This is a genomic window from Streptomyces chartreusis NRRL 3882 (assembly GCF_900236475.1).
In the GTDB taxonomy this organism is placed as follows: domain Bacteria; phylum Actinomycetota; class Actinomycetes; order Streptomycetales; family Streptomycetaceae; genus Streptomyces; species Streptomyces chartreusis_D.
Genome location: NZ_LT963352.1, coordinates 2469645 through 2494746 on the forward strand (window position 1 = coordinate 2469645; position 25102 = coordinate 2494746).

At 71.9% G+C, this 25102-nt stretch carries 19 protein-coding genes; 6 read left to right on the plus strand and 13 right to left on the minus strand.

Features of this window, described 5'->3' with window-relative positions:
- Positions 1 to 24: 24 nt before the first annotated feature.
- Both nusA and rimP read right to left on the minus strand, forming a co-directional pair.
- Positions 25 to 1023, minus strand: coding sequence for a transcription termination factor NusA (gene nusA / locus SCNRRL3882_RS10835; RefSeq protein WP_010042763.1), 999 nt, complete (start codon positions 1021 to 1023; stop codon positions 25 to 27).
- A 2-nt stretch (positions 1024 to 1025) separates the two neighbouring features.
- The gene (gene rimP, locus SCNRRL3882_RS10840; RefSeq protein ID WP_010042765.1) at positions 1026 to 1526 is read right to left on the minus strand and encodes a ribosome maturation factor RimP; all 501 of its coding nucleotides are present in this window, start codon (positions 1524 to 1526) and stop codon (positions 1026 to 1028) included.
- Between the two features lie 205 nt (positions 1527 to 1731).
- On the opposite strand from rimP, the gene SCNRRL3882_RS10845 reads away from it, so the two are divergent.
- From SCNRRL3882_RS10845 to SCNRRL3882_RS10855, 3 genes are read left to right on the plus strand one after another with little or no spacing between them, the layout of a single operon-like run.
- Positions 1732 to 2259 carry a hypothetical protein gene (locus SCNRRL3882_RS10845; RefSeq protein ID WP_010042767.1) on the plus strand — a complete coding sequence of 176 codons (528 nt, stop codon included), beginning with the start codon at positions 1732 to 1734 and terminating at the stop codon, positions 2257 to 2259.
- Complete coding sequence (locus SCNRRL3882_RS10850) at positions 2256 to 2720, plus strand: ferritin-like domain-containing protein (RefSeq protein WP_010042769.1); 465 nt, start codon at positions 2256 to 2258, stop codon at positions 2718 to 2720. The genes SCNRRL3882_RS10845 and SCNRRL3882_RS10850 overlap by 4 nt, the downstream gene beginning before the upstream one ends.
- A 48-nt stretch (positions 2721 to 2768) precedes the next feature.
- On the plus strand, positions 2769 to 3668 hold the full coding sequence (locus tag SCNRRL3882_RS10855) for an aminoglycoside phosphotransferase family protein (protein WP_010042771.1): 900 nt from the start codon (positions 2769 to 2771) through the stop codon (positions 3666 to 3668).
- Positions 3669 to 3707: 39 nt separating this feature from the next.
- On the opposite strand, the gene SCNRRL3882_RS10860 is transcribed toward SCNRRL3882_RS10855, so the two are convergent.
- The 7 genes from SCNRRL3882_RS10860 to SCNRRL3882_RS10890 form a co-directional block, all read right to left on the minus strand.
- Entirely contained in the window at positions 3708 to 5408 is a 1701-nt protein-coding gene (locus SCNRRL3882_RS10860; RefSeq protein WP_010042773.1) for a proline--tRNA ligase, read from the minus strand.
- Positions 5409 to 5512: 104 nt separating this feature from the next.
- Positions 5513 to 6043, minus strand: a complete 531-nt coding sequence (locus tag SCNRRL3882_RS10865) for a GNAT family N-acetyltransferase (protein ID WP_010042775.1) — start codon at positions 6041 to 6043, stop codon at positions 5513 to 5515.
- Positions 6044 to 6073: 30 nt separating this feature from the next.
- On the minus strand, positions 6074 to 6922 hold the full coding sequence (locus SCNRRL3882_RS10870; protein ID WP_010042778.1) for a GNAT family N-acetyltransferase: 849 nt from the start codon (positions 6920 to 6922) through the stop codon (positions 6074 to 6076).
- Positions 6923 to 7234: 312 nt separating this feature from the next.
- A complete protein-coding gene (gene ispG, locus SCNRRL3882_RS10875; RefSeq protein WP_102514781.1) occupies positions 7235 to 8392 on the minus strand; it encodes a flavodoxin-dependent (E)-4-hydroxy-3-methylbut-2-enyl-diphosphate synthase in 1158 nt (385 codons plus the stop codon).
- A gap of 169 nt (positions 8393 to 8561) precedes the next feature.
- On the minus strand, positions 8562 to 9854 hold the full coding sequence (locus tag SCNRRL3882_RS10880) for a M50 family metallopeptidase (RefSeq protein WP_086012565.1): 1293 nt from the start codon (positions 9852 to 9854) through the stop codon (positions 8562 to 8564).
- A gap of 8 nt (positions 9855 to 9862) precedes the next feature.
- Positions 9863 to 11119, minus strand: a complete 1257-nt coding sequence (gene dxr / locus SCNRRL3882_RS10885) for a 1-deoxy-D-xylulose-5-phosphate reductoisomerase (RefSeq protein ID WP_029181491.1) — start codon at positions 11117 to 11119, stop codon at positions 9863 to 9865.
- Between the two features lie 95 nt (positions 11120 to 11214).
- The gene (locus SCNRRL3882_RS10890; protein ID WP_029181492.1) at positions 11215 to 13155 is read right to left on the minus strand and encodes an acyl-CoA dehydrogenase family protein; all 1941 of its coding nucleotides are present in this window, start codon (positions 13153 to 13155) and stop codon (positions 11215 to 11217) included.
- 345 nt (positions 13156 to 13500) lie between these two features.
- Between SCNRRL3882_RS10890 and SCNRRL3882_RS10895 the strand changes: the two genes are divergently transcribed.
- The 3 genes from SCNRRL3882_RS10895 to SCNRRL3882_RS10905 all read left to right on the plus strand — a co-directional run bounded on the left by SCNRRL3882_RS10895 (position 13501) and on the right by SCNRRL3882_RS10905 (position 17958).
- Positions 13501 to 14514: a LacI family DNA-binding transcriptional regulator gene (locus tag SCNRRL3882_RS10895; RefSeq protein ID WP_010044362.1), complete on the plus strand. Its 1014-nt coding sequence runs from the start codon at positions 13501 to 13503 to the stop codon at positions 14512 to 14514.
- A 103-nt stretch (positions 14515 to 14617) separates the two neighbouring features.
- Positions 14618 to 16660 carry a TIM-barrel domain-containing protein gene (locus tag SCNRRL3882_RS10900; protein ID WP_029181493.1) on the plus strand — a complete coding sequence of 681 codons (2043 nt, stop codon included), beginning with the start codon at positions 14618 to 14620 and terminating at the stop codon, positions 16658 to 16660.
- Positions 16661 to 16770: 110 nt separating this feature from the next.
- Complete coding sequence (locus SCNRRL3882_RS10905; RefSeq protein ID WP_010044368.1) at positions 16771 to 17958, plus strand: sulfotransferase family protein; 1188 nt, start codon at positions 16771 to 16773, stop codon at positions 17956 to 17958.
- A gap of 28 nt (positions 17959 to 17986) precedes the next feature.
- Here the strand turns inward: SCNRRL3882_RS10905 and SCNRRL3882_RS10910 are convergent, their stop codons facing one another.
- Genes SCNRRL3882_RS10910 through SCNRRL3882_RS10925 form a run of 4 tightly spaced genes read right to left on the minus strand, consistent with a single transcriptional unit; the run spans position 17987 to position 25095 of the window.
- Entirely contained in the window at positions 17987 to 18700 is a 714-nt protein-coding gene (locus SCNRRL3882_RS10910) for a glycoside hydrolase family 12 protein (protein ID WP_010044371.1), read from the minus strand.
- Positions 18701 to 18737: 37 nt separating this feature from the next.
- On the minus strand, positions 18738 to 20930 hold the full coding sequence (locus SCNRRL3882_RS10915; RefSeq protein ID WP_010044373.1) for a glycosyl hydrolase family 95 catalytic domain-containing protein: 2193 nt from the start codon (positions 20928 to 20930) through the stop codon (positions 18738 to 18740).
- Positions 20927 to 22891 (minus strand): beta-galactosidase, encoded by a 1965-nt coding sequence (locus SCNRRL3882_RS10920; RefSeq protein ID WP_010044374.1) that lies wholly within the window; start codon positions 22889 to 22891, stop codon positions 20927 to 20929. The genes SCNRRL3882_RS10915 and SCNRRL3882_RS10920 overlap by 4 nt, the downstream gene beginning before the upstream one ends.
- Positions 22891 to 25095 carry a sialidase family protein gene (locus SCNRRL3882_RS10925; RefSeq protein ID WP_010044375.1) on the minus strand — a complete coding sequence of 735 codons (2205 nt, stop codon included), beginning with the start codon at positions 25093 to 25095 and terminating at the stop codon, positions 22891 to 22893. Before SCNRRL3882_RS10925 ends, SCNRRL3882_RS10920 begins: the two co-directional genes overlap by 1 nt.
- Between the last annotated feature and the right edge of the window lie 7 nt (positions 25096 to 25102).

Here is a 25102-nt window from a genome sequence, read left to right on the forward strand (position 1 = left end):
ATCTGAACGACCCGCGGCTTGGATCTATTCCCCGGTCCGGTCCGCGGCCGGTTCCGTGTCCGGCCGGATGTCGATCCGCCAGCCGGTCAGCCGGGCCGCGAGGCGGGCGTTCTGCCCTTCCTTGCCGATGGCCAGGGACAGCTGGTAGTCGGGCACGGTCACCCGGGCCGACCGGGTCGCCATGTCCACGATCTCCACCTTGGAGACCCGGGCCGGGGACAGCGCGTTCGCCACCATCTCGGCCGGGTCCTCCGACCAGTCGACGATGTCGATCTTCTCGCCGTTCAGCTCGCCCATCACGTTGCGCACGCGGCCGCCCATGGGGCCGATGCAGGCGCCCTTGGCGTTCAGGCCGGACCGGGTGGACCGTACGGCGATCTTCGTGCGGTGACCGGCCTCACGGGCGATCGCAGAGATCTCCACGGACCCGTCGGCGATCTCCGGCACCTCCAGGGCGAAGAGCTTCTTCACCAGATTGGGATGCGTCCGGGACAGCGTCACGGACGGGCCGCGGACGCCCTTGGCCACCCGGACGACATAACTGCGCAGCCGCATGCCGTGCGGGTAGGTCTCGCCCGGCACCTGCTCCTGCACCGGCAGGATGGCCTCGAGCTTGCCGATGTCGACCAGCACGTTCTTCGGGTCGCGGCCCTGCTGGACCACACCGGTGACGATGTCGCCCTCGCGGCCGGCGTACTCACCGAGTGTCGCGTCGTCCTCGGCGTCGCGCAGGCGCTGCAGGATGACCTGCTTGGCCGTGGTGGCGGCGATCCGGCCGAAACCGGTGGGGGTGTCGTCGAACTCGCGGGGCTCCTGGCCCTCCTCGAGGTCGTCGGGGTCCTCCTTCGCCCACACGGTCACATGGCCGGTCTCCCGGTTGAGCTCCACGCGCGCGTGGCGGCGGCTTCCCTCGGTGCGGTGGTAGGCGATGAGGAGGGCCGATTCGATCGCCTCGACCAGCAGGTCGAAGGAGATCTCCTTCTCCCGAACCAAGCCCCGCAGGGCACTCATGTCGATGTCCACGGCTACGCCTCCTCTTCCTTCTTGTTGTCCTTGCGGCTGAACTCGACCTGGACACGCGCCCGGACGATGTCGTCGAAGGCGAGTCTGCGCGCGGTGGCCTTGCGGCCCTTCACCCCGGGCACCTCGGTGTCGATTCCCTCGTCGTCGACCTTGAGGATCCTGGCGACCAGCTCGCCGCCCTCGGCCAGCTGGAACTTCACCAGCCGGTCCGTGGCGCGGACGTAGTGCCGGTGCTGCGTGAGGAGGCGCTCCGCGCCCGGGGTGCCGACCTCGAGGGTGTACTCCCCGTCGCCCATCGCGTCCGTCTCGTCGAGCTTCGCCGAGAGCGCGCGGCTCACATCGGCGATCTGGTCCAGGTCGGCGCCCGTGTCCGAGTCGACGACGACGCGCAGCACACGCTTGCGTCCGACGGAGTCCACTTCGATCTCTTCGAGATCCAGGCCCTGGGATGTGACGAGCGGTTCCAGCAGTTCTCGCAGCCTCTCGCTCTGGGTGGTGCTCATCCGGGTGACTCCTCGGCCGCGTGTGCTGTTGTGGGATGGGTCGCGTGTCTGGTCAAAGGGTATCCGGTCGCGGGGTGTGTTGCCGTCCACCCGGTGACGAACGGTGCCGCTGAGTGGTCCGGGGCGGGGGCCCGGGTACCGTGATCACGGGCGTTCAGCCCTTTGGAGTCGCTTCTTTCCCGCACGAGCCCCGAGGACGTCTGACGTGCCGTTCCCCTCATCTCCGCGCACCCGCTACGGGCCGCGCAGAAGGACTCTGCTCGCCGTCGGCCCGACGGCCCTCGCCCTGGCGGGCTGCACCGCCGGGGGCGAGGGTCCGGATGTCCCGGAGGACGGCCCGTCGGCGGCCGAGCGCCGGGCACGCGCGCGGGCGGCGCGGGACAGCGAGGAGCTGGCGGAGCGGTACGCCGCGGTGATCGCCGCCCGCCCGGGGCTCGCGGAGCGGCTGCGGCCGCTGCGGGAGGCGGCCGTACGGCATGCGCAGGCCTTCGGAGGGGGCCCGGGCCGGCAGCCGTCCCGCTCTCCCTCCTCCCCTTCCGCTTCCGCCTCGGCCGCCACCGTGCCGGGCGACGACAAGGAGACTCTCGCCGCCCTCGCCTCCGCGGAGCGGGAGCTCGCCGACCGGCGGGCCAAGGCGCTGCTCGACGTGCCGGGCGAGCTGGCGCGGCTGCTGGCCTCGGTGGCGGCGGCCGGGGCGGCGCACGTGTATCTGCTGACGGAGGGTGGCGCGTGAGCGAGGCGAAGGACCGGGAGCTGCGGGCCCTCCAGGCGGCGCTGGCGGCCGAGCACGCGGCGGTGTACGGGTACGGCGTGGTCGGCGGGCGGATCGGCGACGGGCGGCGCGTCGACGCACGGATGGCGTACGACGCGCACCGGGCGCGCCGGGACGCGCTGGTACGCGAGGTGAAGGACCTGGGGGGCAGGCCCGTGGCGGCGGCCGCCGGGTACGCGCTGCCGTTCCCGGTGCCGGACGCGGCGGCGGCCGTGCGGCTCGCCGCCGAGCTGGAGGACCGGGTGGCCGGGGTGTACTCGGACCTGGTGCGCGCGGCGGGCGGTGCGCGGCGGGCCCTGGCCGCCGAGGCGCTGCGCGAGGCGGCGGTGCGGGCGGTGCGCTGGCGCGGCGAGAGCGTAGCCTTCCCTGGGCTCGCCGAGCGGGCCGGCACGGCCCCGCCCCTGGCGGCGCCGACCGCGTGACCCGCCCAGGGCACGCACCGCGGACAGCACGAAGGGAACGACTCGCGCATGGTTTTCGAACCGCCGAAGCGTCTGGTCAGGGCGCTCGGTGAGACGGCACCGGACGGTGACGACTGGCTGGAGAAGCTGCCCGAGGCGGCGCAGCAGGCCGTCGCGCTACGCGAGTTGACCGTGGAGCGGGTGCAGGTGCCCGGGGGGCGCAGCAGCCTGGTCGTGCTGGTGCGGACGGCCGACGGAACGCCCGCCGTGCTGAAGCTGGCGCCGGGCCGGGCTCGCCCTGAGGCGGAGCGGGCCGCGCTCGCGCACTGGGGCGGACGGGGTGCCGTACAGCTGCTCGACCCCCGTACCCCCGAGGGGGTGCTGCTGCTGGAGCGGCTGCATCCGGACGTGTCGGTGCGGTCGCTGCCGGAGGCGAAGGCGCTGCTGGAGGCGGCGGGGACGCTGCGGCGGCTGTGGGTCGAGCCGCCTGACGGCTTCCCCTTCGAGACCGTCGCCGAGCGCACCGGGCGGCAGGCCGAGGCGATGCGGGCCCGGGCGCAGGCGGATCCCGAGGTGGCCCCGCTGGTCGGCCTGGCGCTCGCCGCGCGCGAGGAGTTGCTGGCCGCGCCGCCCGAACACCGGTTGCTGCACGGCACGTTCCGGCAGAGCAAGGTGCTCTCCGCGGAGCGGATGCCGTGGCTGGCCGTGGGCCCCGACCCGGTGGTCGGCGAGTGCGCGTTCGATCTGGCGCGGCTGGTCCGCGACCGGGTGGAGGACCTGATCGCCCAGCCGTCCGGTGCGGCGACGACCCGGCGGCGGGTGAAGCGGCTGGCCGAGTCCCTGGACGTGGACCAGGAGCGGCTCCGCGGCTGGACGTTGTTCCGGGCCGTGGAGTCCGGTGTGCGGGCGGGACGCGTGGGACGGCCCCGGGACGCGGAGCTGCTGCTGGAGTTCGCGGGCTGGCTGTGAGCGCCCCGGGCGGCCGGGGCGCTCACGCCGCCACGGGCCCTACGCGGTGAGGCGGGCGACGGCCTCCTCGACCGTGAGCTCCTCGCGCTCGCCGGTGCGGCGGTCCTTCAGTTCCACCACGCCGTCGCCCGCGCGCCGCCCGGCCACCAGGATCTGCGGTACGCCGATCAGCTCGGAGTCGGTGAACTTGACGCCCGGGGAGACGCCGGGGCGGTCGTCGACCAGGACCCGGACACCGGCGGCGGCCAGCTTCTGGGAGATGTCGAGGGCCAGTTCGGTCTGGAGGGCCTTGCCGGCGGCGACCACGTGGACGTCGGCCGGGGCGACCTCCTTGGGCCAGCACAGGCCCTTGTCGTCGGCGCTCTGCTCGGCGAGGGCGGCGACCGCGCGGGAGACGCCGATGCCGTAGGAGCCCATGGTGACGCGGACCGGCTTGCCGTTCTGGCCGAGGACGTCGAGCTTGAGGGCGTCGGCGTACTTGCGGCCCAGCTGGAAGATGTGGCCGATCTCGATGGCCCGGTCGAGGACGAGGCCCGTGCCGCACTTCGGGCAGGGGTCGCCCTCCTGCACGACCACGACGTCGACGTAACGGTCGACCTCGAAGTCGCGGCCCGCGACGACGTTCTTCGTGTGCGTGCCGGCCTTGTTGGCACCGGTGATCCAGGCCGTGCCGGGGGCCACGCGCGGGTCTGCGATGTACGTGACCTTGTCCAGGCCCTGCGGTCCGACGTAGCCGCGGACCAGGTCGGGACGGGCCGCGAAGTCCGTCTCGGTGACCAGCTCGACGACGGCCGGGGCGAAGTGCGCCTCGACCTTGTCCAGGTCGACCTCACGGTCACCGGGGACACCGACGGCGACGATCTCGCCGTCGACCTTGACGAGGAGGTTCTTCAGCGTGGCCGAGGCCGGGACGCCGAGGGAGGCGGCGAGGGTCTCGATGGTCGGGGTGTCGGGGGTCGGGATGTCCTCGGCGGCCGGGACGTCCGTGGCGTCGACGGGCTTCAGCTCGTACGTGATCGCCTCGGTGTTGGCGGCGAAGTCGCAGTTCGGGCAGTCGGCGAAGGTGTCCTCGCCGGCCTCGGCCGGGGCGAGGAACTCCTCGGACTTGGAGCCGCCCATCGCGCCGGCGGTGGCGGCGCAGATGCGGTAGTCGAGGCCGAGGCGCGCGAAGATCTTCTGGTAGGCCTCGCGGTGCAGGGCGTACGACTTGGCGAGGCCCTCGTCCTCGGTGTCGAAGGAGTAGGAGTCCTTCATCAGGAACTCGCGGCCGCGCAGGATGCCGGCGCGGGGGCGGGCCTCGTCGCGGTACTTGTTCTGGATCTGGTAGAGGATGACCGGCAGGTCCTTGTAGGAGGACGCCTGGTCCTTCACCAGGAGGGTGAAGATCTCCTCGTGGGTGGGGCCGAGGAGGTAGTCGCCGCCCTTGCGGTCCTGGAGGCGGAACAGCTCCGGGCCGTACTCGTCCCAGCGGCCGGTGGCGTCGTAGGGCTCGCGCGGCAGGATGGCGGGGAGCAGGACCTCCTGGGCGCCGATGGCGTCCATCTCCTCGCGGACGATGCGCTCCACGTTGGCCAGGACCCGCTTGCCGAGCGGCAGCCAGCTCCAGATTCCGGCGGCGGTGCGGCGCACGTACCCGGCGCGGACGAGGAGCTTGTGGCTGAGGACCTCGGCGTCCGCCGGGTCGTCGCGCAACGTCTTCGCCATCAACTGGGACATGCGCTGGACCGGTACGTTCGCCATGGTTCTGCTCCTGCTGCTGGGGGTCCCCCCGCTCGGGCGAGGCCGAGAGTGGGGGAGGGTGATGGCAGGAGGTTATCCGGGGGGCACCGGGCGTTGGAAATCGGTTAGCGGTGGCGGAGCGGGAGCGGAGCGCCCATCACCGCGTACGGCTTCGGGGCGCTCGGGAAGAGGACCTGGCGGGCGAGGTCCCGGTAGCCGAGGGAGCGGTAGAGCGCGCGGGCGGGGCTCTCGGTGTCGATCGCGGAGAGGATCGAGCGGGGTTCGGCGGCGCCGTCGGTGATCGTGGTGATCAGGGAGCGCCCGATGCCCCGGTTCTGGTAGGCCGGGTGGACGTGCAGCTCGGTGATCACGAAGGCGTCGTCGAGCCAGTGGTCGTGGTGGTTCGCCCTGAGGTACGGCTCCACGACCGTGGACCACCAGTGGGCGCGGTCGTTGGGCATGCCGTAGACGAAGCCGACGAGGGTGCCGCCGGCTGTCGCGCCGAGGGCGCGGGCGCCCGGGTAGGTCATGTGGCGCAGGACGATCTGGCGGCGGACTGCGACTTCGTCGGGGCCCAGCCCGAATGCCACCGCTTGGACTTCCAGGGCCTCGTCGACGTGGCCGGAGAGGTCGAGGGGGCCGATCACCAGGTCCATGGCGGGGAGCCTACAGGGGGGTCTGCGTCGTCAGAACAGCACGCTCATGAAGGCGCCGACCTCTTGGAAGCCCACCCTCTGGTACGTCCTGCGGGCCGCCGTGTTGAAGTCGTTGACGTAGAGGCTGACGACCGGGGCGACGTCGGCCAGGGCGTAGCGCAGGACCGCTGCCATGCCGGGGGCCGCCAAGCCGGTCCCCCGGTACTCGGGGGCCACCCACACGCCCTGGATCTGGCAGGCGCGGTCGGTCGCGGCGCCGATCTCGGCCTTGAAGACGACCTTGCCGTCCGCGTCGAAGCGGGCGAAGGCCCGGCCGGATCCGACGAGTTCGGCGACACGGGCCTGGTAGAGGAGACCGCCGTCACCGGCCAGCGGGGAGACGCCGACCTCCTCGGTGAACATCGCCACGCACGCCGGCATGATCTTCTCCATCTCGTCCTTGCGGACGCGACGGACGTAGGGGTCCGGGGCGATGCCGTCCGGCAGGCGGTCGGTGACCATGAGCGGCTGGTGGCGGCGGACGTCGCGGGCCGGGCCCCAGTGGGGCTCCAGCAGCCGCCACAGGTCGGCGGTGGAGCCGGCCGGACCGACGATGGAGGAGCAGCGGCGGCCGGCCCGGCGGGCGCGGTCGGCGAAGGCGCGGACGGCGCGCGGGGTGGCGCAGATCGGGACGAGGTTGGCGCCCGCGTAGCACAGGGACGTCAGCATGCCGTCCTCGTACCAGCCCCACATCTCTCCGCCGAGCCGCCACGGGTCGAGGCCGGCGATCTGCACCCGGGACGTCACGAAGGCGTTCGCGACCGGCTCGCGGTCGAGTATGGCGAGCGCGGCGTCCAGGTCGCTCGGTTCGAGGACCCGTGAGGTGGTCTGCGTCAACACGTGCGGGGCCTCACACACTGGGGTCGGCTGATCCACGCACTGTACCTGGCGGAGCTGGGGAGTGCCGCCCGCGTGCGTGCAGTGACCAGCGGGACGCACGCGGGCCCGGTGTCATCGGCCGTCGGCTCCCGGTCCGAGGGCGGCGTACCAGTGACAGAGGACAGGGAGATGTCGCATTTGGGACCGGGAGGGCACGGTGAGAGGAAGCCGGGAGGGGCACAGTGGCCGCACCCGGTCCGCCCTCGCACCGGGGGGAGCAGCGCGGCCGGGAGCCGGCGTGCGGTCCTCCCGGCCGGATCGGTCGCCGGGCGGTCAGCCCGCTACCGCCACCGACGGCTCGCCGGAGGTGACGCCGTCCTTCTCCATCTGCTCGGCCAGCTTCATGGCCTCCTCGATGAGGGTTTCCACGATCTTGGACTCGGGGACGGTCTTGATGACCTCGCCCTTGACGAAGATCTGGCCCTTGCCGTTGCCGGAGGCGACGCCGAGGTCGGCCTCGCGGGCCTCGCCGGGGCCGTTGACGACGCAGCCCATGACGGCGACGCGGAGCGGAACCTCCATGCCGGTGAGGCCGGCCGTGACCTCTTCGGCCAGCTTGTAGACGTCGACCTGGGCGCGGCCGCAGGACGGGCAGGAGACGATCTCCAGGCCGCGCTCCTTGAGGCCCAGCGACTCCAGGATCTGGAGGCCGACCTTCACTTCCTCGGCCGGGGGCGCGCTCAGCGAGACGCGGATCGTGTCGCCGATGCCCTGGCTGAGCAGCGCGCCGAAGGCGACCGCCGACTTGATCGTGCCCTGGAAGGCGGGACCGGCCTCCGTGACGCCGAGGTGCAGCGGGTAGTCGCACTGCGCGGCGAGCTGCTTGTACGCCTCGATCATCACGACCGGGTCGTTGTGCTTGACGGAGATCTTGATGTCCCGGAAGTCGTGCTCCTCGAAGAGGGACGCCTCCCAGAGGGCCGACTCGACCAGGGCCTCGGGGGTCGCCTTGCCGTACTTCTGGAGGAGGCGCTTGTCGAGGGAGCCCGCGTTGACGCCGATGCGGATCGGGGTGCCGTGGTCCCGGGCCGCCTTGGCGATCTCCTTGACCTTGTCGTCGAACTGCTTGATGTTGCCGGGGTTGACGCGGACCGCAGCGCAGCCGGCCTCGATCGCGGCGAAGACGTACTTCGGCTGGAAGTGGATGTCGGCGATGACGGGGATCTGCGACTTGCGGGCGATGGTCGCGAGCGCGTCGGCGTCGTCCTGGGTCGGGCAGGCGACCCGGACGATCTGGCAGCCGGAGGCGGTGAGTTCGGCGATCTGCTGGAGGGTGGCGCCGATGTCGGACGTACGCGTCGTCGTCATCGACTGGACCGAGACGGGGGCGTCTCCGCCGACGGCCACGGATCCGACCTGGATCTGCCGGCTCTTCCGGCGCTCGGCGAGCTTGGTCGGAACGGACGGCATGCCGAGAGAAATCGCAGTCATCTGCTGTGCAACCCCAAGTCGTGGATCAAGGTCCGGTCCCGTGAGCAGCGGGCTCCGAGCTTCGAGATTACGGCACATGGCTGGGCGGGGGCACATCCCGCCCGCGTTGCCACTCGATGGAGGGGCGGCCCGGCACGAAGCATGCCGGGCCGCCACGAACGCCGTATGACTAGGAGATTCTCACCGGGTTAACCACGTCCGCGATCAGCACCAGGATCGTGAAGCAGATGAAGATCCCGGCGACCACATAGGCGACGGGCATGAGCTTCGCCACGTCGAAGGGGCCCGGGTCCGGCCGGCGCAGGACCTTGGCCGTGTTGCGGCGCAGCGACTCCCACAGGGCGCCCGCGATGTGGCCGCCGTCGAGCGGCAGCAGCGGGAGCATGTTGAACAGGAACAGGGAGAGGTTGAAGCCGGCGACCAGCATGAGGGCCATGGCCAGCTGCTGGGTCGGCGGGATGTCCAGGGTGAAGATCTCGCCGCCGACGCGGGCCGCGCCGACCACGCCCATCGGGGAGTCGGCCTCGCGCGGGGCGCCGTCGAAGGCCGCGTTCCACAGGGCCGGGACCTTGCCGGGGAGGGCGGCGAGGGAGTCGACGGCCTCGCCGATCCGGTCGCCCATCCAGGTCACGGACTCGCCGAAGTCCTGCTTGACCACACCGGTGGCGGCGCTGAAGCCGAGGAAGCCGGCCTGGACGTACTGGCCCTCGACGATCTGTCCGCCGGAGTCCTTCTTGGCGACCTGGTTGGTGGCGATCTTCGCGTGCAGGGTGACGTCCTGGCCCTTGCGGTCGACGACGATCGGCACCTCCTTGCCGGGGTTGGCGCGGATCAGGTCGGACAGCTTGTTCCAGTCGTCGGTCTTGACGCCGTTGAAGGAGACGATCTTGTCGCCCGCCTTGAGGCCCGCGGCGGCGGCCGGGCTGGCCGGGTCGCCCTTCTCGCACTTGTCGCGGTTCTCGCTCTGCGCGATGACGCACTGGGAGACGGAGCTGACGGTGGTGGTCTGCTGGGTGATGCCGAAGCCCATCAGGATGGTGAGGAACAGCGCCACGGCCAGGACGAGGTTCATGAAGGGGCCCGCGAACATCACGATCACGCGCTTCCAGGGCGCGCGGGTGTAGAACATGCGCTTCTCGTCGCCCGGCCCGAGCTCCTCGTACGCGGCCGAGCGGGCGTCCTCGATCATGCCGCGCCACGGGGAGGTGGAGCGGACCTCCAGCCGGCCGTCGGGGCCGGGCGGGAACATGCCGATCATGCGGATGTAGCCGCCGAACGGGATGGCCTTGATGCCGTACTCGGTCTCACCCTTCCTGCGCGACCAGATCGTGGGGCCGAAACCGACCATGTACTGCGGCACGCGGATGCCGAAGAGCTTGGCGGTGGACAGGTGCCCCAGCTCGTGCCACGCGATCGAGAACAGCAGGCCGACCACGAAGAGGCCTATGCCGAGGATGAACATCAGGGTCGTCATGCACGGGCCTCCGCCGTCTGTGCCGCCAGTTCCCGGGCCCGGGTCCGCGCCCAGGTCTCCGCTTCGAGGACGTCCGACACGGTGAGTGAGGTTCCCGTACGCGGGGTGCCGTGCTCCTCGACGACCCGGGTGACGGTCTCCATGATCCCGTTGAAGGGCAGTGCGCCCTGGCGGAACGCCTCCACGCACTCCTCATTGGCCGCATTGAACACCGCGGGGGCGGTGCCCGCGAGCTCGCCGACGTGCCGCGCGAGGTTCACCGACGGGAAGGCCTCGTCGTCGAGCGGGAAGAACTCCCAGGTCGAGGCCTTGCTCCAGTCGAAGGTGGGCGCCGCGTCGGGCACGCGCTCGGGCCAGCCGAGACCGATGGCGATGGGCCCGCGCATGTCGGGCGGGGTCGCCTGGGCCAGTGTCGATCCATCCGTGAACTCAACCATCGAGTGGACATACGACTGGGGATGCACGACGACCTCAATGCGGTCGAAGGGAATGTCGTAGAGGAGGTGTGCCTCGATGACCTCCAGGCCCTTGTTGACGAGGGTCGCGGAGTTGATCGTGATGACCGGGCCCATGGCCCAGGTGGGGTGCGCGAGGGCGTCGTCGACGGTGACGTGGGCAAGCTCCGCCTTCGTCCGGCCGCGGAAGGGGCCTCCGGAGGCGGTGACGACCAGCTTGCGGACGTCGGCGCGGGTGCCGGCGGCCAGGGCCTGGAAGAGGGCGGCGTGCTCGGAGTCGACCGGGATGATCTGCCCGGGCTTGGCGAGGGCCTTGACCAGCGGGCCGCCCACGATGAGCGACTCCTTGTTGGCGAGCGCGAGGGTGCGGCCCGCCTCCAGGGCGGCCAGGGTCGGGGCGAGGCCGATGGAGCCGGTGACGCCGTTCAGGACGGTGTGGCAGTCGGACGCCGCCAGCTGCGTGGCCGCGTCCGGGCCGGCGAGGATCTCGGGGAGCGGCTCGCCGGTGCCGTACTGCGCGGTGAGCGCCTCGCGCAGGGCCGGTACGACGTCCTCGCGGGCGACCGCGACGGTGCGCACGCGCAGCCGGTACGCCTGCTCGGCGAGGAGGGCGACCCGGCCGCCGTTGGCGGACAGGCCGGTGACCCGGAACCGGTCGGGGTTGCGCAGCACGAGGTCGATGGCCTGGGTGCCGATGGACCCGGTGGAGCCGAGGATCACCACGTCCTTCGGGCCGTCTCCCGCTACAGGGTCGTAGACGAGGTGGGGATCGGCGAGGGGGGCTGGACTGTCGCTCATTGCTCCATTGTTGCCGTAAGGGCCGTGTGTGAGGACAGCGCATCCCCTTCACGGGGGCGCGCGCCGTATGGGCCCGCGCCCCTGTGGAGGCCGTGTTACCGGATCGGCCGGTGGACGTTCTCCTTCTGGGACGGTCCCGGTGTCGCGTCCGCGATCCACGGTCCCTCGCCCGACGGGTCGACGATGCCGTGCTCCAGCCACTCGTACGTGCCCGACAGGACGCCCTTGACGACCTTGCGGTCGAGGTCGTCGGTGTTGGTCCACAGGCGGTTGAAGAGCTCCTCGATCCTGATGCGGGACTGGCGGCAGAAGACGTCGGCCAGCTGGTAGGCCTCGCGGCCGTGGTCGCCCTGGCTGCGCAGCAGCTCGGCCCGTACGCAGGCCGCGCTCATGGCGAACAGTTCGGCGCCGATGTCGACGATCCGGCCGAGGAAGCCCTGCTTGGACTCCATCCGGCCCTGCCAGCGGGACATGGCGTAGAAGGTGGAGCGGGCGAGCTTGCGGGCGGTGCGCTCGACGTAGCGCAGATGCCCGGAGAGGTCCACGCCGTGTTTGAACTCGCCGTACGTCGCCGGGAGCTGGCCGGGGCCGGCGACCAGCTTGGGCAGCCACTTGGCGTAGAAGACGCCCGCGTTGGCGCCGGCTCGGGCCTTCTCCCCCAGGGACTTCTCGGGGTCGATGAGGTCGCCGGCGACCGAGAGGTGGGCGTCGACGGCCTCGCGGGCGATGAGGAGGTGCATGATCTCCGTGGAGCCCTCGAAGATGCGGTTGATCCGCAGGTCGCGCAGGAGCTGCTCGGCGGGGACGCCGCGCTCGCCGCGGGCCCGGAGGGACTCGGCCGTCTCGAAGCCGCGGCCGCCGCGGATCTGGACGAGTTCGTCGGCCATCGTCCACGCCATCTCCGAGGCGTACAACTTGGCGAGGGCGCCTTCGATGCGGATGTCGTTGCGGTCCTCGTCGGCCATCTGCGAGGCCAGGTCCGTCACGGCCTCCAGGGCGAAGGTGGTGGCCGCGATGAAGGAGATCTTGGAGCCGACCGCCTCGTGGTGCGCGACGGGCTTGCCCCACTGCTCGCGGGCCGCCGACCACTCCCGGGCGATCTTCAGGCACCACTTGCCGGCCGCGACGCAGGAGGCGGGCAGGGAGAGCCGTCCGGTGTTGAGCGTGGTCAGGGCGATCTTCAGGCCCTGACCCTCCTCGCCGACGCGGTTGGCGGCCGGGACGCGGACCTGGTGGAAGCGGGTGACGCCGTTCTCGATGCCGCGCAGGCCCATGAAGGCGTTGCGGTTCTCGACGGTGACGCCGGGCGAGTTGGTCTCCACGACGAAGGCGGTGATGCCGCCCTTGTGGCCCTCGCTCCTCGGGACCCGGGCCATGACGACCAGCAGGTCGGCGACGACGCCGTTGGTGGTCCACAGCTTCACGCCGTCGAGGACGTAGTCGTCCCCGTCGGGCACGGCGGTGGTGGCGAGGCGGGCCGGGTCGGAGCCGACGTCGGGCTCGGTGAGGAGGAAGGCGCTGATGTCCGTGCGCGCGCAGCGCGGCAGGAAGCGCTCCTTCTGTTCCTGCGTGCCGAACAGCTTCAGCGGCTGCGGCACGCCGATCGACTGGTGTGCGGAGAGCAGCACGCCGATCGCCGGGCTTGCGGAGCCGGCCAGCGAGAGGGCCTTGTTGTAGTACACCTGGGTGAGGCCGAGCCCGCCGTACTTGGTGTCGATCTTCATGCCGAAGGCGCCGAGCTCCTTCAGCCCGTCGATCACCTCGTCGGGGATCCGGGCCTCGCGCTCGATCAGCGCCCCGTCGACCTTCGTCTCGACGAAGTCGCGGAGCTTGGCGAGGAACTCCTCGCCGCGCTGGGCCGCCTCGTCGGCCGGGAGGGGGTGGGGGTGGATGAGGTCGAGCCGGAAGCGGCCGAGGAAGAGCTCCTTGGCGAAGCTGGGCTTGCGCCAGTGCTGTTCCCGGGCGGCCTCCGCCACCTCACGGGCCTCCCGCTCGGTGACGGCGGGACGGGAAGAGGGGGTGGTGGAAGCGGACATGAGGGCCACCTCGCCGCACATAGGGATGTTGAGGACCGTACGTTACCGATCAGTGCTACTGGATCGTTGGTACCCGAAACCGGACGCTTCCACCAGTCCTCGCGCGTCCGTTCAGCCGAAGGGAGCGGGGCGCCCCCGGACTTGTCGGGGGCCTGCCGACGGTGTTGCATCGAGGTGCCTTCCCGGGAACGGCCCGCCCTGGGTGCGCCGCACCGGAATTCCGTATCGAAGCGCTTCGACAACCTATGGACACGTACTCCCGCTGGAGCTACTGTCGAACCACCCTCACCCACGCACATCAGCAATGCGCATTGTCGAAGCGCTTCACAAAGCTTGGAGAGCTGGATGGTCACCCTCGCCGAGGTCGCCCAGCACGCCGGAGTCTCGGCGAGCACGGTGAGCTATGTCCTCAGCGGCAAGCGGTCCATCTCCGCGAACACCCGGCAGCGGGTCGAGCGGAGCATCCGCGAGCTCGGGTACCACCCGAACGCCGGGGCCCGTGCCCTGGCCAGCAGCAGGTCGAACATCATCGCGCTGATGGTCCCGCTGCGCACGGACATGTACGTGCCCGTGATGATGGAGATCGCCATCGCGGTGGCCACCGCCGCGCGGACGCACGGATACGACGTGCTGCTGCTCACCGGCGAGGAGGGCCCGGACGCGGTGCGCCGCGTCGCCGGGAGCGGGCTCGCCGACGGGATGATCCTGATGGACGTCGAACTCGACGACGAGCGGCTGCCCCTGCTGCGTGCGACGGACCAGCCGTCCGTGCTGATCGGGCTGCCCGCCGACACCACCGGCCTGACCTGCGTCGACCTCGACTTCCGGGCGACGGGCGCGCTGTGCGTGGAGCACCTGGCGAAGCAGGGGCACCAGGACATCGCTGTCATCGGCGAGGCCCCGGCCGTCTACGAGCGGCACACGGGCTTCGCCGAGCGCACCCTCGACGGGCTCCGGTCCCGCTCCCGGGAGCTGGGCGTGCGGCTGCTGCACCGGCCGTGCGACGGCGGGTACGACGCGATGGCCGTGACGCTCGCCCGGATCCTCGACGAACGCCCGGGGACCACGGGGATCATCGTGCAGAACGAGTCGGCGGTCGAGCCGCTGCTCGCGCTGCTGCGGCAGCAGGGCCGGGCCGTGCCGGAGGACGTGTCGGTGGTCGCGATCTGCCCCGACCAGGTCGCGACGCAGGCATCGGTGCGGCTCACGTCGGTCGCCCTCCCCGCGCAGGAGATGGGCCGGCACGCCGTGGAACACCTGGTCGCCAAGTTCGAGGGGCGCGGCAGCGACGAGGTCGTGCTGATCGCGCCGGAGCTGACGGTCCGGGGCAGCACGGGACCGGCGCCCGCCCGGCCGTAGGCACACCCCTTCTCCCGCTCCCCGACCACCGCCCTCCTCCCCGGGCACCCCCATGTCCGCACACCTCTGTCTGCACTCCCTCAGGAGCACAGGAGCCCGCCACGTGAATCAGCCTGCTGAAACCCAGCCCCAGGTGAGTCTGGCGCAGTCCTCCCCCACCGTCGGCACGTTCCGTGAGCGGGGCGGCGCGCTGGAGTGGAGCGGCCGTCAGGAGACCGTACGGATCGAGCCGTGGGGCCCGGACGCGGTCCGGGTGCGGGCCCGGCTCGGCGGCCCGGTGCTCGAAGGGCTCCCGGGCGCACTCCTCGACGAGGCCCCCGCCACGCCGTCCACGGTGAAGATCGAGGACGGGCGCGGGCAGCTGACCGTCGGCGCGCTCACCGTCGAGGTGACCGCCGAGGGCCTGGTCCGCTTCCTGCGGACGGACGACTCCGCCGAGCTGCTCGCCGAGGACCGCGCCCACTTCTGGTGGCCCGGGTCCCGCCTCTACACGGCCGTCGGCAACGGCCACCACCGCCTGGAGCAGCGCTTCGCCGCGTACGACGACGAGAAGCTGTACGGCCTCGGGCAGCACCAGCACGGGCGCCTGGACCAGAAGGGACTGGTCCTCGACCTGGTCCAGCGCAACGCCGAGGTCGGCATCCCGGTGCTGACCTCCAGCCGCGGCTACACCCTGCTGTGGAACAACCCGGCGATCGGGCGCGTGGAGCTGGCGCACAACGGCACGCGGTGGGTCGCCGACTCGGCCCGGCAGATCGACTACTGGATCACGGCGGGCGACCCGGCCACCGCCCAGCGCCGCTACAGCGCGGTGACCGGCCGGACGCCGATGCTGCCGGAGTGGGCGGCGGGCTTCTGGCAGTGCAAGCTGCGCTACCGCACGCAGGACGAACTCATGGCGGTGGCCCGCGAGTACAAGCGGCGCGGCCTGCCCATCTCGGCGATCGTCTGCGACTTCTTCCACTGGACGCACCTGGGCGACTGGAAGTTCGACCTCAAGGAGTGGCCGGACCCGGCGGCGATGGTGCGGGAGCTGGACGAGCTCGGCATCAAGCTGGTGGTGAGCGTCTGGCCCTCGGTGTCGCCGCTCAGCGAGAACCACCCGGTCCTGGAGCAGCGCGGCTGGTTCATCGGCACCCAGTACGGCCCGATGGCGCACGCCGACTGGCCCGACAAGGAGGTGGCGTCCACGGTCCAGGTGGCCTTCTACGACGCCACCAACCCGGACGCACGGGAGTTCGTGTGGTCGAAGGTGAAGGAGAACTACCTCGACCCGTACGGCATCACGGCATTCTGGCTGGACGCCTGCGAGCCGGAGCTGAAGCCGGGCTTCCAGGAGAACCTGCGCTACTGGGCGGGCCCCGGCCTGGAGGTCGGCAACATGTACCCGGCCGAGAACGCCCGCACGTTCTACGAGGGCCTCGTCGCCACCGGCGAGGAGGAGGTCGTCAGCCTCAACCGCTCGGCGTGGGCGGGCAGCCAGCGCTACGGCGCCGCCCTGTGGTCCGGGGACATCGGCACCGACTTCCCGACCCTGCGCCGCCAGATCGCGGCCGGCCTCAACACCGCGCTGTCGGGCATCCCGTGGTGGAACACCGACATCGGCGGCTTCCACGGCGGCGACCCGGACGACCCGGCGTACCGGGAGGTGATGGTCCGCTGGTTCCAGTTCGGCGCGCTGTCCCCGCTGATGCGTCTGCACGGCTTCCGCGACCCGGGCATGCCGCTGGGCCCGGAGATGACCGGCGGCCCGAACGAGGTGTGGTCGTACGGCGAGGAGGCCGGGGCCGTCCTGGAGAAGTACCTGCGGCTGCGCGAGCGCCTGAAGCCGTACGTCCTGCGTGTCATGCGCGAGGCCCACGAGGAGGGCCTGCCGGTGATGCGGCCGCTGTTCCTGGAGTTCCCGGACGACCAGGCCACCTGGTCGGTCGACGACTCCTACCTCTTCGGCCCCGACCTGCTGGTCGCCCCGGTGCTCACCGCCGGCGCCACCGCCCGCACGGCCTACCTCCCTGCGGGTGCGAGCTGGACGGACGCGTGGACGGGTGAGACGTACGAGGGCGGTCGGTCCGTGACCGTCGACGCCCCGCTGGACCGCATCCCGCTGTTTCTGCGGGACGGGGCGCGGCTGCCCGTAGCGGAGTAGCCGCGTCGGAAGGGGCGGCCGGATCGATGGAGGTCTTCCGGCCACCCCTTCCCCTTGTTCGGCCAACTTCCGTCCAGCGCAAGCGGGTTCGAGAGGATAGGTTTCCCTGCGTGTCCACGTCTCCGCTCGCCCTCACGCTGGCGAATCTGTTGCTGCGGCCGGGCTTCGGCTCCCGTCGTGACCCGGACCGGATCTTCGACCGCATCGTGGTGGAGGCCGGTGAGGCGCCGGTGGACCGGGAGTTCGTCGACGGCTTCCGGTCGCTGCTGAGGTGGTGGGCGAAGGCCGATCGGCTGACCCCGGTCGGCTGGCAGTCGGCGCAGGTGCACGTGCGCCGGCATCTCACCAACCGGGCCCGTGTCCTGCGGCTGATCGCCGAGCATCCGGAGATCGAGCGGGAGCCGATCGAGAAGCCGGTGTTCGTCGTGGGGCTGCCGCGCACCGCCACCACGGTCACGCACTCGGTGCTGTCGATCTCGGACGAGCACCGGTGTCCCCTGCTGTGGGAACTGCTCGGGCCCGACCTGGAGTTGCCGCCCCGGCAGCGGCGCGAGGCCATCACGGCCGGGCGCCGGCTGGTGCAGGGCACGAACCTCTTCGCACCGCGTTTCCGCGACATCCACGCGATGGCCGCCGAGGGCCCCGAGGAGTGCACCTTCGCGCTGCCGCACGCCCTGATGCCGTTCTCCCAGGCCCGCATCCCCGAGTACGAGACGTGGCACCGCGAGCGGGACTTCGTGGCCGACTACCGGTACCTCAAGCAGGTCTACCAGGTGCTCCAGTACGGCCGTCCGCGCCGCCGCTGGGTGCTGAAGTCCCCCATGCACCTGGAGAACCTGGACGCGCTGCGCACGGTGTTCCCCGACGCCACGATCGTGTGGTGCCACCGCGATCCGGTCACCGTCGTGGCGTCGTTCTGCTCGCTGATCGAGCACGGCATGGCCGTCAGCACCCGCCCGCTCGACCTGCCCGGCATCGGGGCGACCTGGCTGGGCCTGCTGAGCCGGGCCATGACACGCGGTCTCGCGGCCCGGGCCGCCATCCCGGCGGAGCAGCTGGTGGACGCCCCCTACTCCTGGCTCGGGTCCGACCCCGCCACCGGCGCCCCGAAGCTCTACGCGGCCGTCGGCGCCCCCTGGACCGAGGCCGACGCCGCCCGGCTCCCGGCCGCCGTAGCCCGCCCCAAGGGCGCCCGCAAGCACACCTACGACCTGTCCCGCTACGGCCTGAGCCGCGCCGACGTCGAGTCGGCGTTCGCCGAGTACGACGCGCTGCGGGCCGAGGTCGACCGCGCCTGACGGCACGGCCGGCCCCGGCGCCCCGGACTCAGCTGCTGCTGACCGTCAGGTTGTTGGTCGTGAAGTTCAGACCGCCGGACGACGAGGTGATCTCGTAGCCGAACTGCACGTCACCGATGGTCTCGTTGCCCATCCACTTCTTGGTGTCCTTGATCCACTTCAGGATCGGCAGGATGTTCACGGTGCCGGAACTGGAGTTGGAGGTGCGGATGAAGGAGAACACCTCGTTGGCGCCGTTGGTGCCCTTGAAGACGTTCCAGGAGTGGCCGCCGAGGCTGACGCTGCCCTGCGAGCTGCCGATCGGGCCGACGGGCCCGGTCTTGTTGACCCACAGCATGATCTCGTAGTCGTGGTCCGTGTCCCAGATGTCGTACGACGTGTTGTACGCGCCGGACGACGGGACGCTGACGTTGTAGCTGCTGGACAGCGAGCCCAGCGAGGTGATCGACTTGTTGATCGCCTTGGTCTGGTTCGGGTAGGACTTGATGCCGCCGGTGTTGGGGTGGTTGGCCCACACGCCCCAGTTGGTGCCGGAGTTGGCCCAGATGCACTGGCTGCCGGCACCGGAGCCCCAGATGTTGTTGTAGAGCGTGTAGCCGTTCAGGTTGGTCTGGCCCCACTGGTCGCAGGAGTTCCAGACGGCGGCGGAGGCGGGGGCGGAGGCGAGACCGACGGTGGCACCGAGCGCGAGGGCCGGGGCCAGCAGGACCTTGGTGATCCTGCTCAGTGTGCTTGTTGCCATGGTGTCCCTTCCATGGGTGGGGGGAGTTGCGGAGGGATCACCGCGCCCTCACCGTGAGGACGCGGTCTTCTCCGGCGACGAGGTGGAGGGGCTCGGCACCGGAGGAAGTCCTGAGTTCGACGCGGACGGTACGGCTCGGCCGGAGGACGGCGGTGGCCCCGCCGTCCGGGCTCCAGGTGAGATCCAGCTCGGCGCCGAACCGCGTGCGCACCCCGCGCAGCGCGCCGCTGGGGCAGGACGTCGGCAGCGCGGGGAGCAGCACCAGCCGGTCCGGGGCCGACTGCACGAGCATCTCGATCAGCACGGCGGGCAGGGTGTGCGCGGCGTCGGCGTTGTAGACGTCCCGCTTGGGGTAGTGGGCGCTCATCAGGGAGTCGTGGAAGAAGTCGCCGTCCAGGACCTGGCCGAGGGCGTGGGCGACGCGGTCGGCGTCCCCGAGCCGGGCCGCGATGAGCGCGTGGTGCAGGTGCCCGTGGGCGGAGTCGTTCTCGGCGCCGCGCAGTTCGAGGGCGCGGTGCGCGGCGGCCGCGAGTTCGGGGGTGTCGTAGGGGGTGATCTCGTCGAGCGGCCAGACGCCGTAGAGGTGGCTGAGGTGGCGGTGGTCGTAGGAGTCCGCCAGGCCCGGCCAGGCCCATTCGGCCAGGGCTCCGTCGGCGTTGATCCGGTGCGGGGGGAGCCGGTCGGCGAGGGCGCGCCAGCGGTCGGCGTCGGGGCCCGGGTGGTAGGCGGCGGCCGTCAGCAGGGCGTGACGGGCCGCGGAGAGGTCCATCGCCGCGTTGAGGGTGCCCCAGCTCGCGCCTGCGGGCCGGTTCTCGGGCGAGTAGGAGGGGACGACGACGAGCCGGCCGGCCTCGTCCGTGCGGGTGAGGAAGTCCTCGTAGAAGAGGGCGACCTGGGCGAGTGCGGCGGCGGTGCGGGGGTCGCGCGTGCCCGTGGTCTCGTCATGGTCGACGAGCGGTTTGAGCAGCCAGTCGGCGCCGGCGGTCCACAGGTGCAGCGGGTACTCGCGGCTGAAGTGGTACGAGTGGCCGGACTCGCCGTCGGTGTGGGCGGGTGCGACGGCGCCCCGGGTGCCGAAGACCGCGCGGGCGTTGTCGCGCCAGTCGGGCAACTGGCGGTGGATCAGCGTGGCGTGGGCCTGCGTGACCTCGGGCAGGGCCGCGGCAGCGGCCGAGGCGGTCTGGAGGTTGAGGTTGGCGTCGTTGGTGAACGCGCCCGACCAGGCCGTGTTCCAGTCGCCGGTCCACAGTCCGGTCAGGCGGGGCGGGAAGAGGCCGCTCGCGGACAGCAGGTGGTAGCGGCCGGCCGCGAACAGGCGCTCCAGCAGGGCGGCACTGCGGGGCCGCTTCAGCAACTCGGAGCCGGCCAGCGCCCTTTCGGCGGGGTCGGCGGCGAGGTCGAGGGTGACGCGCTCGTAGGCGGTGCGGTGCAGGGCGGCATGGCGGTCGAGGAGCTCGTCGTACCCGGTGAGCAGGTCGCGCAGGGCACGCCCCTCCTCGACCACGTCCAGTTCGCCGGTGTGCCGGCGCACCCTGGTGAGGAGCAGCACCGACCGGGCTCCCTCGATGTGCACGCCGGGGGGCACGAGGGTCGTCGTGCCCCCCGTGACGGCGAGCAGGGTGACGCCGGTGCAGGCCCGGTCGCTGTCCGGGTAGCGGGCGCGCAGGCTCAGCAGGGCGCCCTCGGGAGTGAGGACGGCCCCGTGGCCGACGCCCAGTCCGGTGGGCGCCCCGGGCAGCCGGTGGTCCAGGTCGATGCCGAGGGTGAGGCCCGGACCGCTTGCCTGCTGGACGATCACGTCGTCGGCGCGGGAGACGAAGACGCGACTGGTCCAGCCGGTGCCGGCCGTCCGCACCACACCCGTGGTGAAGTCGACGTCGCGCCGGTAGTCGGGGCAGTCGCCCGGCGGCCGGCGCAGCCGGACCTGGAAGGCGGGGTGGAAGGGCTGCACCCACTGGAGTGGGCGGCCGTCCGTGAAGCTCTCGGCGGCGGTCGTGTCGCCCGCCAGGAGGCGGTCCTGGAGGGCCGGGAGGCCGGCGGCGAGCTGTGGGGGCCTGGGGTTCCTGCCGTTGGGCCGTACCAGGGTGTGGTGGGTGACGATGATCCGCTCGTCGTTCGGGTCGCCGAACACTAGGGCGCCGTGGTGGCCGTTGCCGCTCAGGAAGCCGTCCTCCCAGCGGACGGCCGGGTGCGGCTCCCACGTGCCGTGGACGGGTGCGGGGTCGGTCATGGCCGGAGCACCGCCGCGCCGTAGCGGCCGAGGGTGACCCGGTCGGTGACGGCCGTCCCCGTCAGCAGGTCCTGGTGGGTGCCGGGGACCTCGACGGTCACCGGCTCGCGGCCGTGGTTGAGCACGAACAGCACCTCGCCCCGCAGGACGGCCTCGACCTGCTCGGGGAGGCCGTCGAGCACCGGCCGGACGCCCGCGTCGCCGGCGATCCGGGCCAGCAGCTCGCGCAGGGCCTCGGGCTCCGGGAGGGTGGAGACGTACCAGGCCCGGCCCTTGCGCAGTACGGCGGGCATGCCGTCCAGTTCGCCGCCCTTGTAGCAGGTCGTGTGGTCGGGGCCGGCGGGCTCTATCTCCTCGGACCACAGCGTGCCCCGGAAGCCCTCGACCGCGACGGTCTCCCCCGCGTCCAGCGGCCACCACTCGTGCAGCGTGCGGATGCCGAACAGCTCCCGCAGCCGGGCGTCCATGCCCCCGGGGCGCACCCGGTCGTCCTCGTCGGCGACGCCCGTCAGGAACCCGCAGACGAGGGTGCCGCCACCGCGGACGTAGGCGAGGAGGTTGTCGATCGCCGCGTCGGTGAGCGCGTACAGCTGCGGCACGACGACCATCGAGTACGGCGTCAGATCGTGCTCGGGGTGGGCGAAGTCGGTGGTGAGGTGCGCCTGCCAGAGGGCCCGGTGCCAGGCCCGCAGGACGTCCGGGTAGTCGACCTGGCTGGACGGGCGGCCGTCCTGGGCGCCGGCCCACCAGGCGTTCCAGTCGTGCAGGACGGCGACGTTCGCGGTGAGGTGCCGGCCGGCCACCTGAGGGGCGATCCTCGCCAGGTCCGCGCCGAGCTGCTTGACCTCCTGGTACGTACGGCCCTGCTCCCCGGCGTGGCTGACCATGCCGGAGTGGAACTTCTCCGCGCCCTGCCGGGACTGCCGCCACTGGAAGTAGCAGACGGCGTCGGCGCCCCGGGCCACGGCCTGGAGGGACCACAGCCGGTTGAGGCCGCGCGGCTTGGGGTGGTTCACGCCGCGCCAGTTGACCGGTCCGGCCGCCTGCTCCATGAGCATCCAGGGCCCGCGGGCCTGGGAGCGGGTCATGTCCTGGACGAGCGCGCTGCTCTGGGCGCCGAGCGGATCACGCGGGTCCGGGTAGAGGTCGACGGAGACGACGTCCTCCTCCGCCGCCCAGCGCCACGCGTCCTGCCCGAACCACAGCGGCATGAAGTTGCTGGTCACCGGCAGGTGCGGGGTGTGCCGGCGGACGATGTCCCGCTCGGCGGTGTAGCACTCCAGGAGCATGTCCGAGGTGAAGCGCCGGAAGTCCAGGACCTGGCCGGGGTTGCGCATGTAGTGGGGCAGGCGGGGCGGCAGGACGCCGTCCCAGCAGTCGTAGCCCTGGCTCCAGAAGGCGGTGCCCCAGGCCTCGTTGAGGGCGTCGAGGGTGCCGTACTTCTCGCGCAGCCAGCGGCGGAAGGCGGCCGCGGCCTCGTCGCCGTAGTCGAAGGTGCAGTACTCGTTGTTGATGTGCCACATCGTCAGGGCCGGGTGGCCGCCGTAGCGGGCGGCCAGGTCCTCGGTGATGGCGGCGGCGTAGCGCCGGTAGGTGGCGCTGGAGTGCGAGAAGTGCTGACGGCCGCCCCACCACTCGGTGCGGCCGTCCTCGGTGACGGGCAGGGTGTCGGGGTGCAGGCGGCCCATCCAGGGCGGGGGCGAGGCGGTGGGGGTGGCGAGGACGACCCCGATGCCGTTCTCGTGCATCAGGTCCATCAGCATGTCCAGCCAGCCGAACTCCCGTGCGCCCGGCTCCGGTTCGAGCTTCGACCAGGAGAACACCCCGAGGGTGACGGAGTTGACGCCGGCGTCCTTCATCAGCCGGACGTCCTCGTGCCAGGTCTCCTGCGGCCACTGCTCCGGGTTGTAGTCGCCGCCGAACAGGAGACGGCCTCGGGTCGCGTCGCTCAGGCCGGGCATCAGGCGGGCTCCCCGTACTGCACGCCGCGCCCGTTGGTGGCGATGTAGACCCGGCCGTAGACGCGCGGATCCCCGGCGATGGTCGCGCCGATCCAGCCCCACTGGTGCTGGTCGTCGTTGACCCTGGTCCAGCTCTTGGCCTCGTCGTCGGAGCGGTACACGGCGGTGATGCTCTCGGTGGAGCCGACCATGTAGAGCGCCGGGTAGGAGGCGCCCTCGGCGGCCTTGCCGAAGCCGAGCGTGTACGACGCCCGGCAGCTGCCGGCCTTGGTGAAGCTCGCGCCGCCGTCGGAGGAGCGGTACAGCCCGTTCCCCTTCAGGCTCAGCCACAGGTCCCCGGAGCGGCCCGGCGCCGCGGCCAGCTGGAACTCGGTGTCGCCGGAGTTCAGCCCGGTGGCCCGCGCGGTGAAGGTCCGGCCGCTGTCGGTGCTGGCGAACAGGGTGCCGGTGGTGGTGTCGAAGGCGTAGAACACGGCCGGGTCCACGGGGTCCGCCACCGGGACGGCTCCCTTCGGGAAGGAGGCCACCTCGGACCAGGTGCCGCCGTTGTCCGCCGAGCGGTATCCCGGGTTGCTCGCGCCGAAGGACCACAGCAGCACGCTGCCGTCGGCGTTGGTGGCGATCGGCCCCGGTGCGGACTCGGCCACGTCCGGCTGGGCCGTGAAGGGGGCCCAGGTCTTGCCGCCGTCGTCGGACCAGGCGCCGTTGCCGTGGTCGCCCCACCCGGCCCGCACGACGTAGGACGGTTTGGCCGTGGCCAGTGCGAGTCCCGTCGCCGTGCCGAACACCGGGTTCGACGCCATGCCGCGCGAGGGGGATGCCGTGAGCCGCTCGTGGTACATCACGCCGATGTCCCCGGACCCGCTGATCAGGTGCGCCTCGCCGGCCGGAGGGGAGATCAGGTGGCGGATGGACGCCTCCTCCAGACCGCGGATCTGCGGGGCCCAGTTCCTGAGGTCCCGGGTGCCGTAGAGGGTCGCGCCGGTGCCGTAGACGATGTGCCGCGAGTCGAACGGGTCGAGGCCGACGGCCTGGATCCACCAGCCGAACTTGGGCTTGTCGGCACCCCACTTGAGGTACGGGGTCTCGGAGACGTCCAGGACGGCCTTGTCCTTCAAGGACGTCCAGGTGCGGCCGCCGTCGGTGGTCCGGTACAGGGTGTCGACCAGCGACCAGCGGTTGTTGGTGGAGACGACGACCGTGCCGGGGCGGCGGGCGTCGACGGCGACACCGCCGTAGCCGAAGGAGTCGGTCCCGCCGTCGTCCGTCGCCCCGCCGGGCTTCACGGGCGTGACCTCGGTCCACTTCCCGGTGGTGGTACGCAGCTTGTGCACACTGCCGTCGGACTGGCCGTTGGGGCCGGGGGCGTTGGCGTACGTCACGTACAGCTCACAGGTGTACCGGTCGTACGCGGCCCGGACCGGGACCTTGGCGGCGGTGCCGGCGGGCTGTCCCGGGACGGCCTTCCAGGTCGTGCCGTCGGCGGTTCGGTAGAGGTTCGCGGAGGTGCCGTCGGAGTCGCCCCAGCCGGCGTAGACGGTACGGCCCGCGGCGACGAGGAGGGTGACGCCCTGGCCGGTGGCGCCGGGGGTGGCCGGGAAGCCCACGGCCTTCCAGGTGGCGCCCCGGTCGGTCGACTTGAGCAGCCCGTCGTGCCGGGTGCCCAGCCACAGGGTGTCGCTGTCCCGCGGGTCGACGAGCAGCCGCTCCCCGCAGCCACGCCCGTCCTCGTTGGCCCCGAGCTTCACGGTGAGGTCGGTGCGCTTCCAGGTCGCGCCGCGGTCCTCCGACCGCAGCACGGCCCCGTTGCCGGCCCACGACTGCGTGTACGTCCCGAGGGCGAGGTACAGCCGGTTCGGGTGGGCCGGGTCGACGGCCATCGCCTCCACACCGAGCAGGTTCCAGTCGTCCCAGCCGAGGTGGTCGGTCAGCGGGATCCACCGGTCGGTCCGGTCGTCCCAGCGGTAGGCACCGCCGATGTCGGTACGGGCGTAGGCGAGGCCGCGGACGGAGGGGTGGAACAGCACCCCGCTGATGAAGCCGGTGCCGCCCTGGACGACGTTGCGCCAGCGGTACGCCTGGCCGGCCGAGACGGCCGCTTCGGCGGCGTGCGCGCGCCCGGGCAGGAAGGGGACGGTGGTGAGCGCGGCGGCGGCCGCGGTACCGGCGAGAACGGCACGTCTGCTCGGGCTGGACGCATGCATGACACAT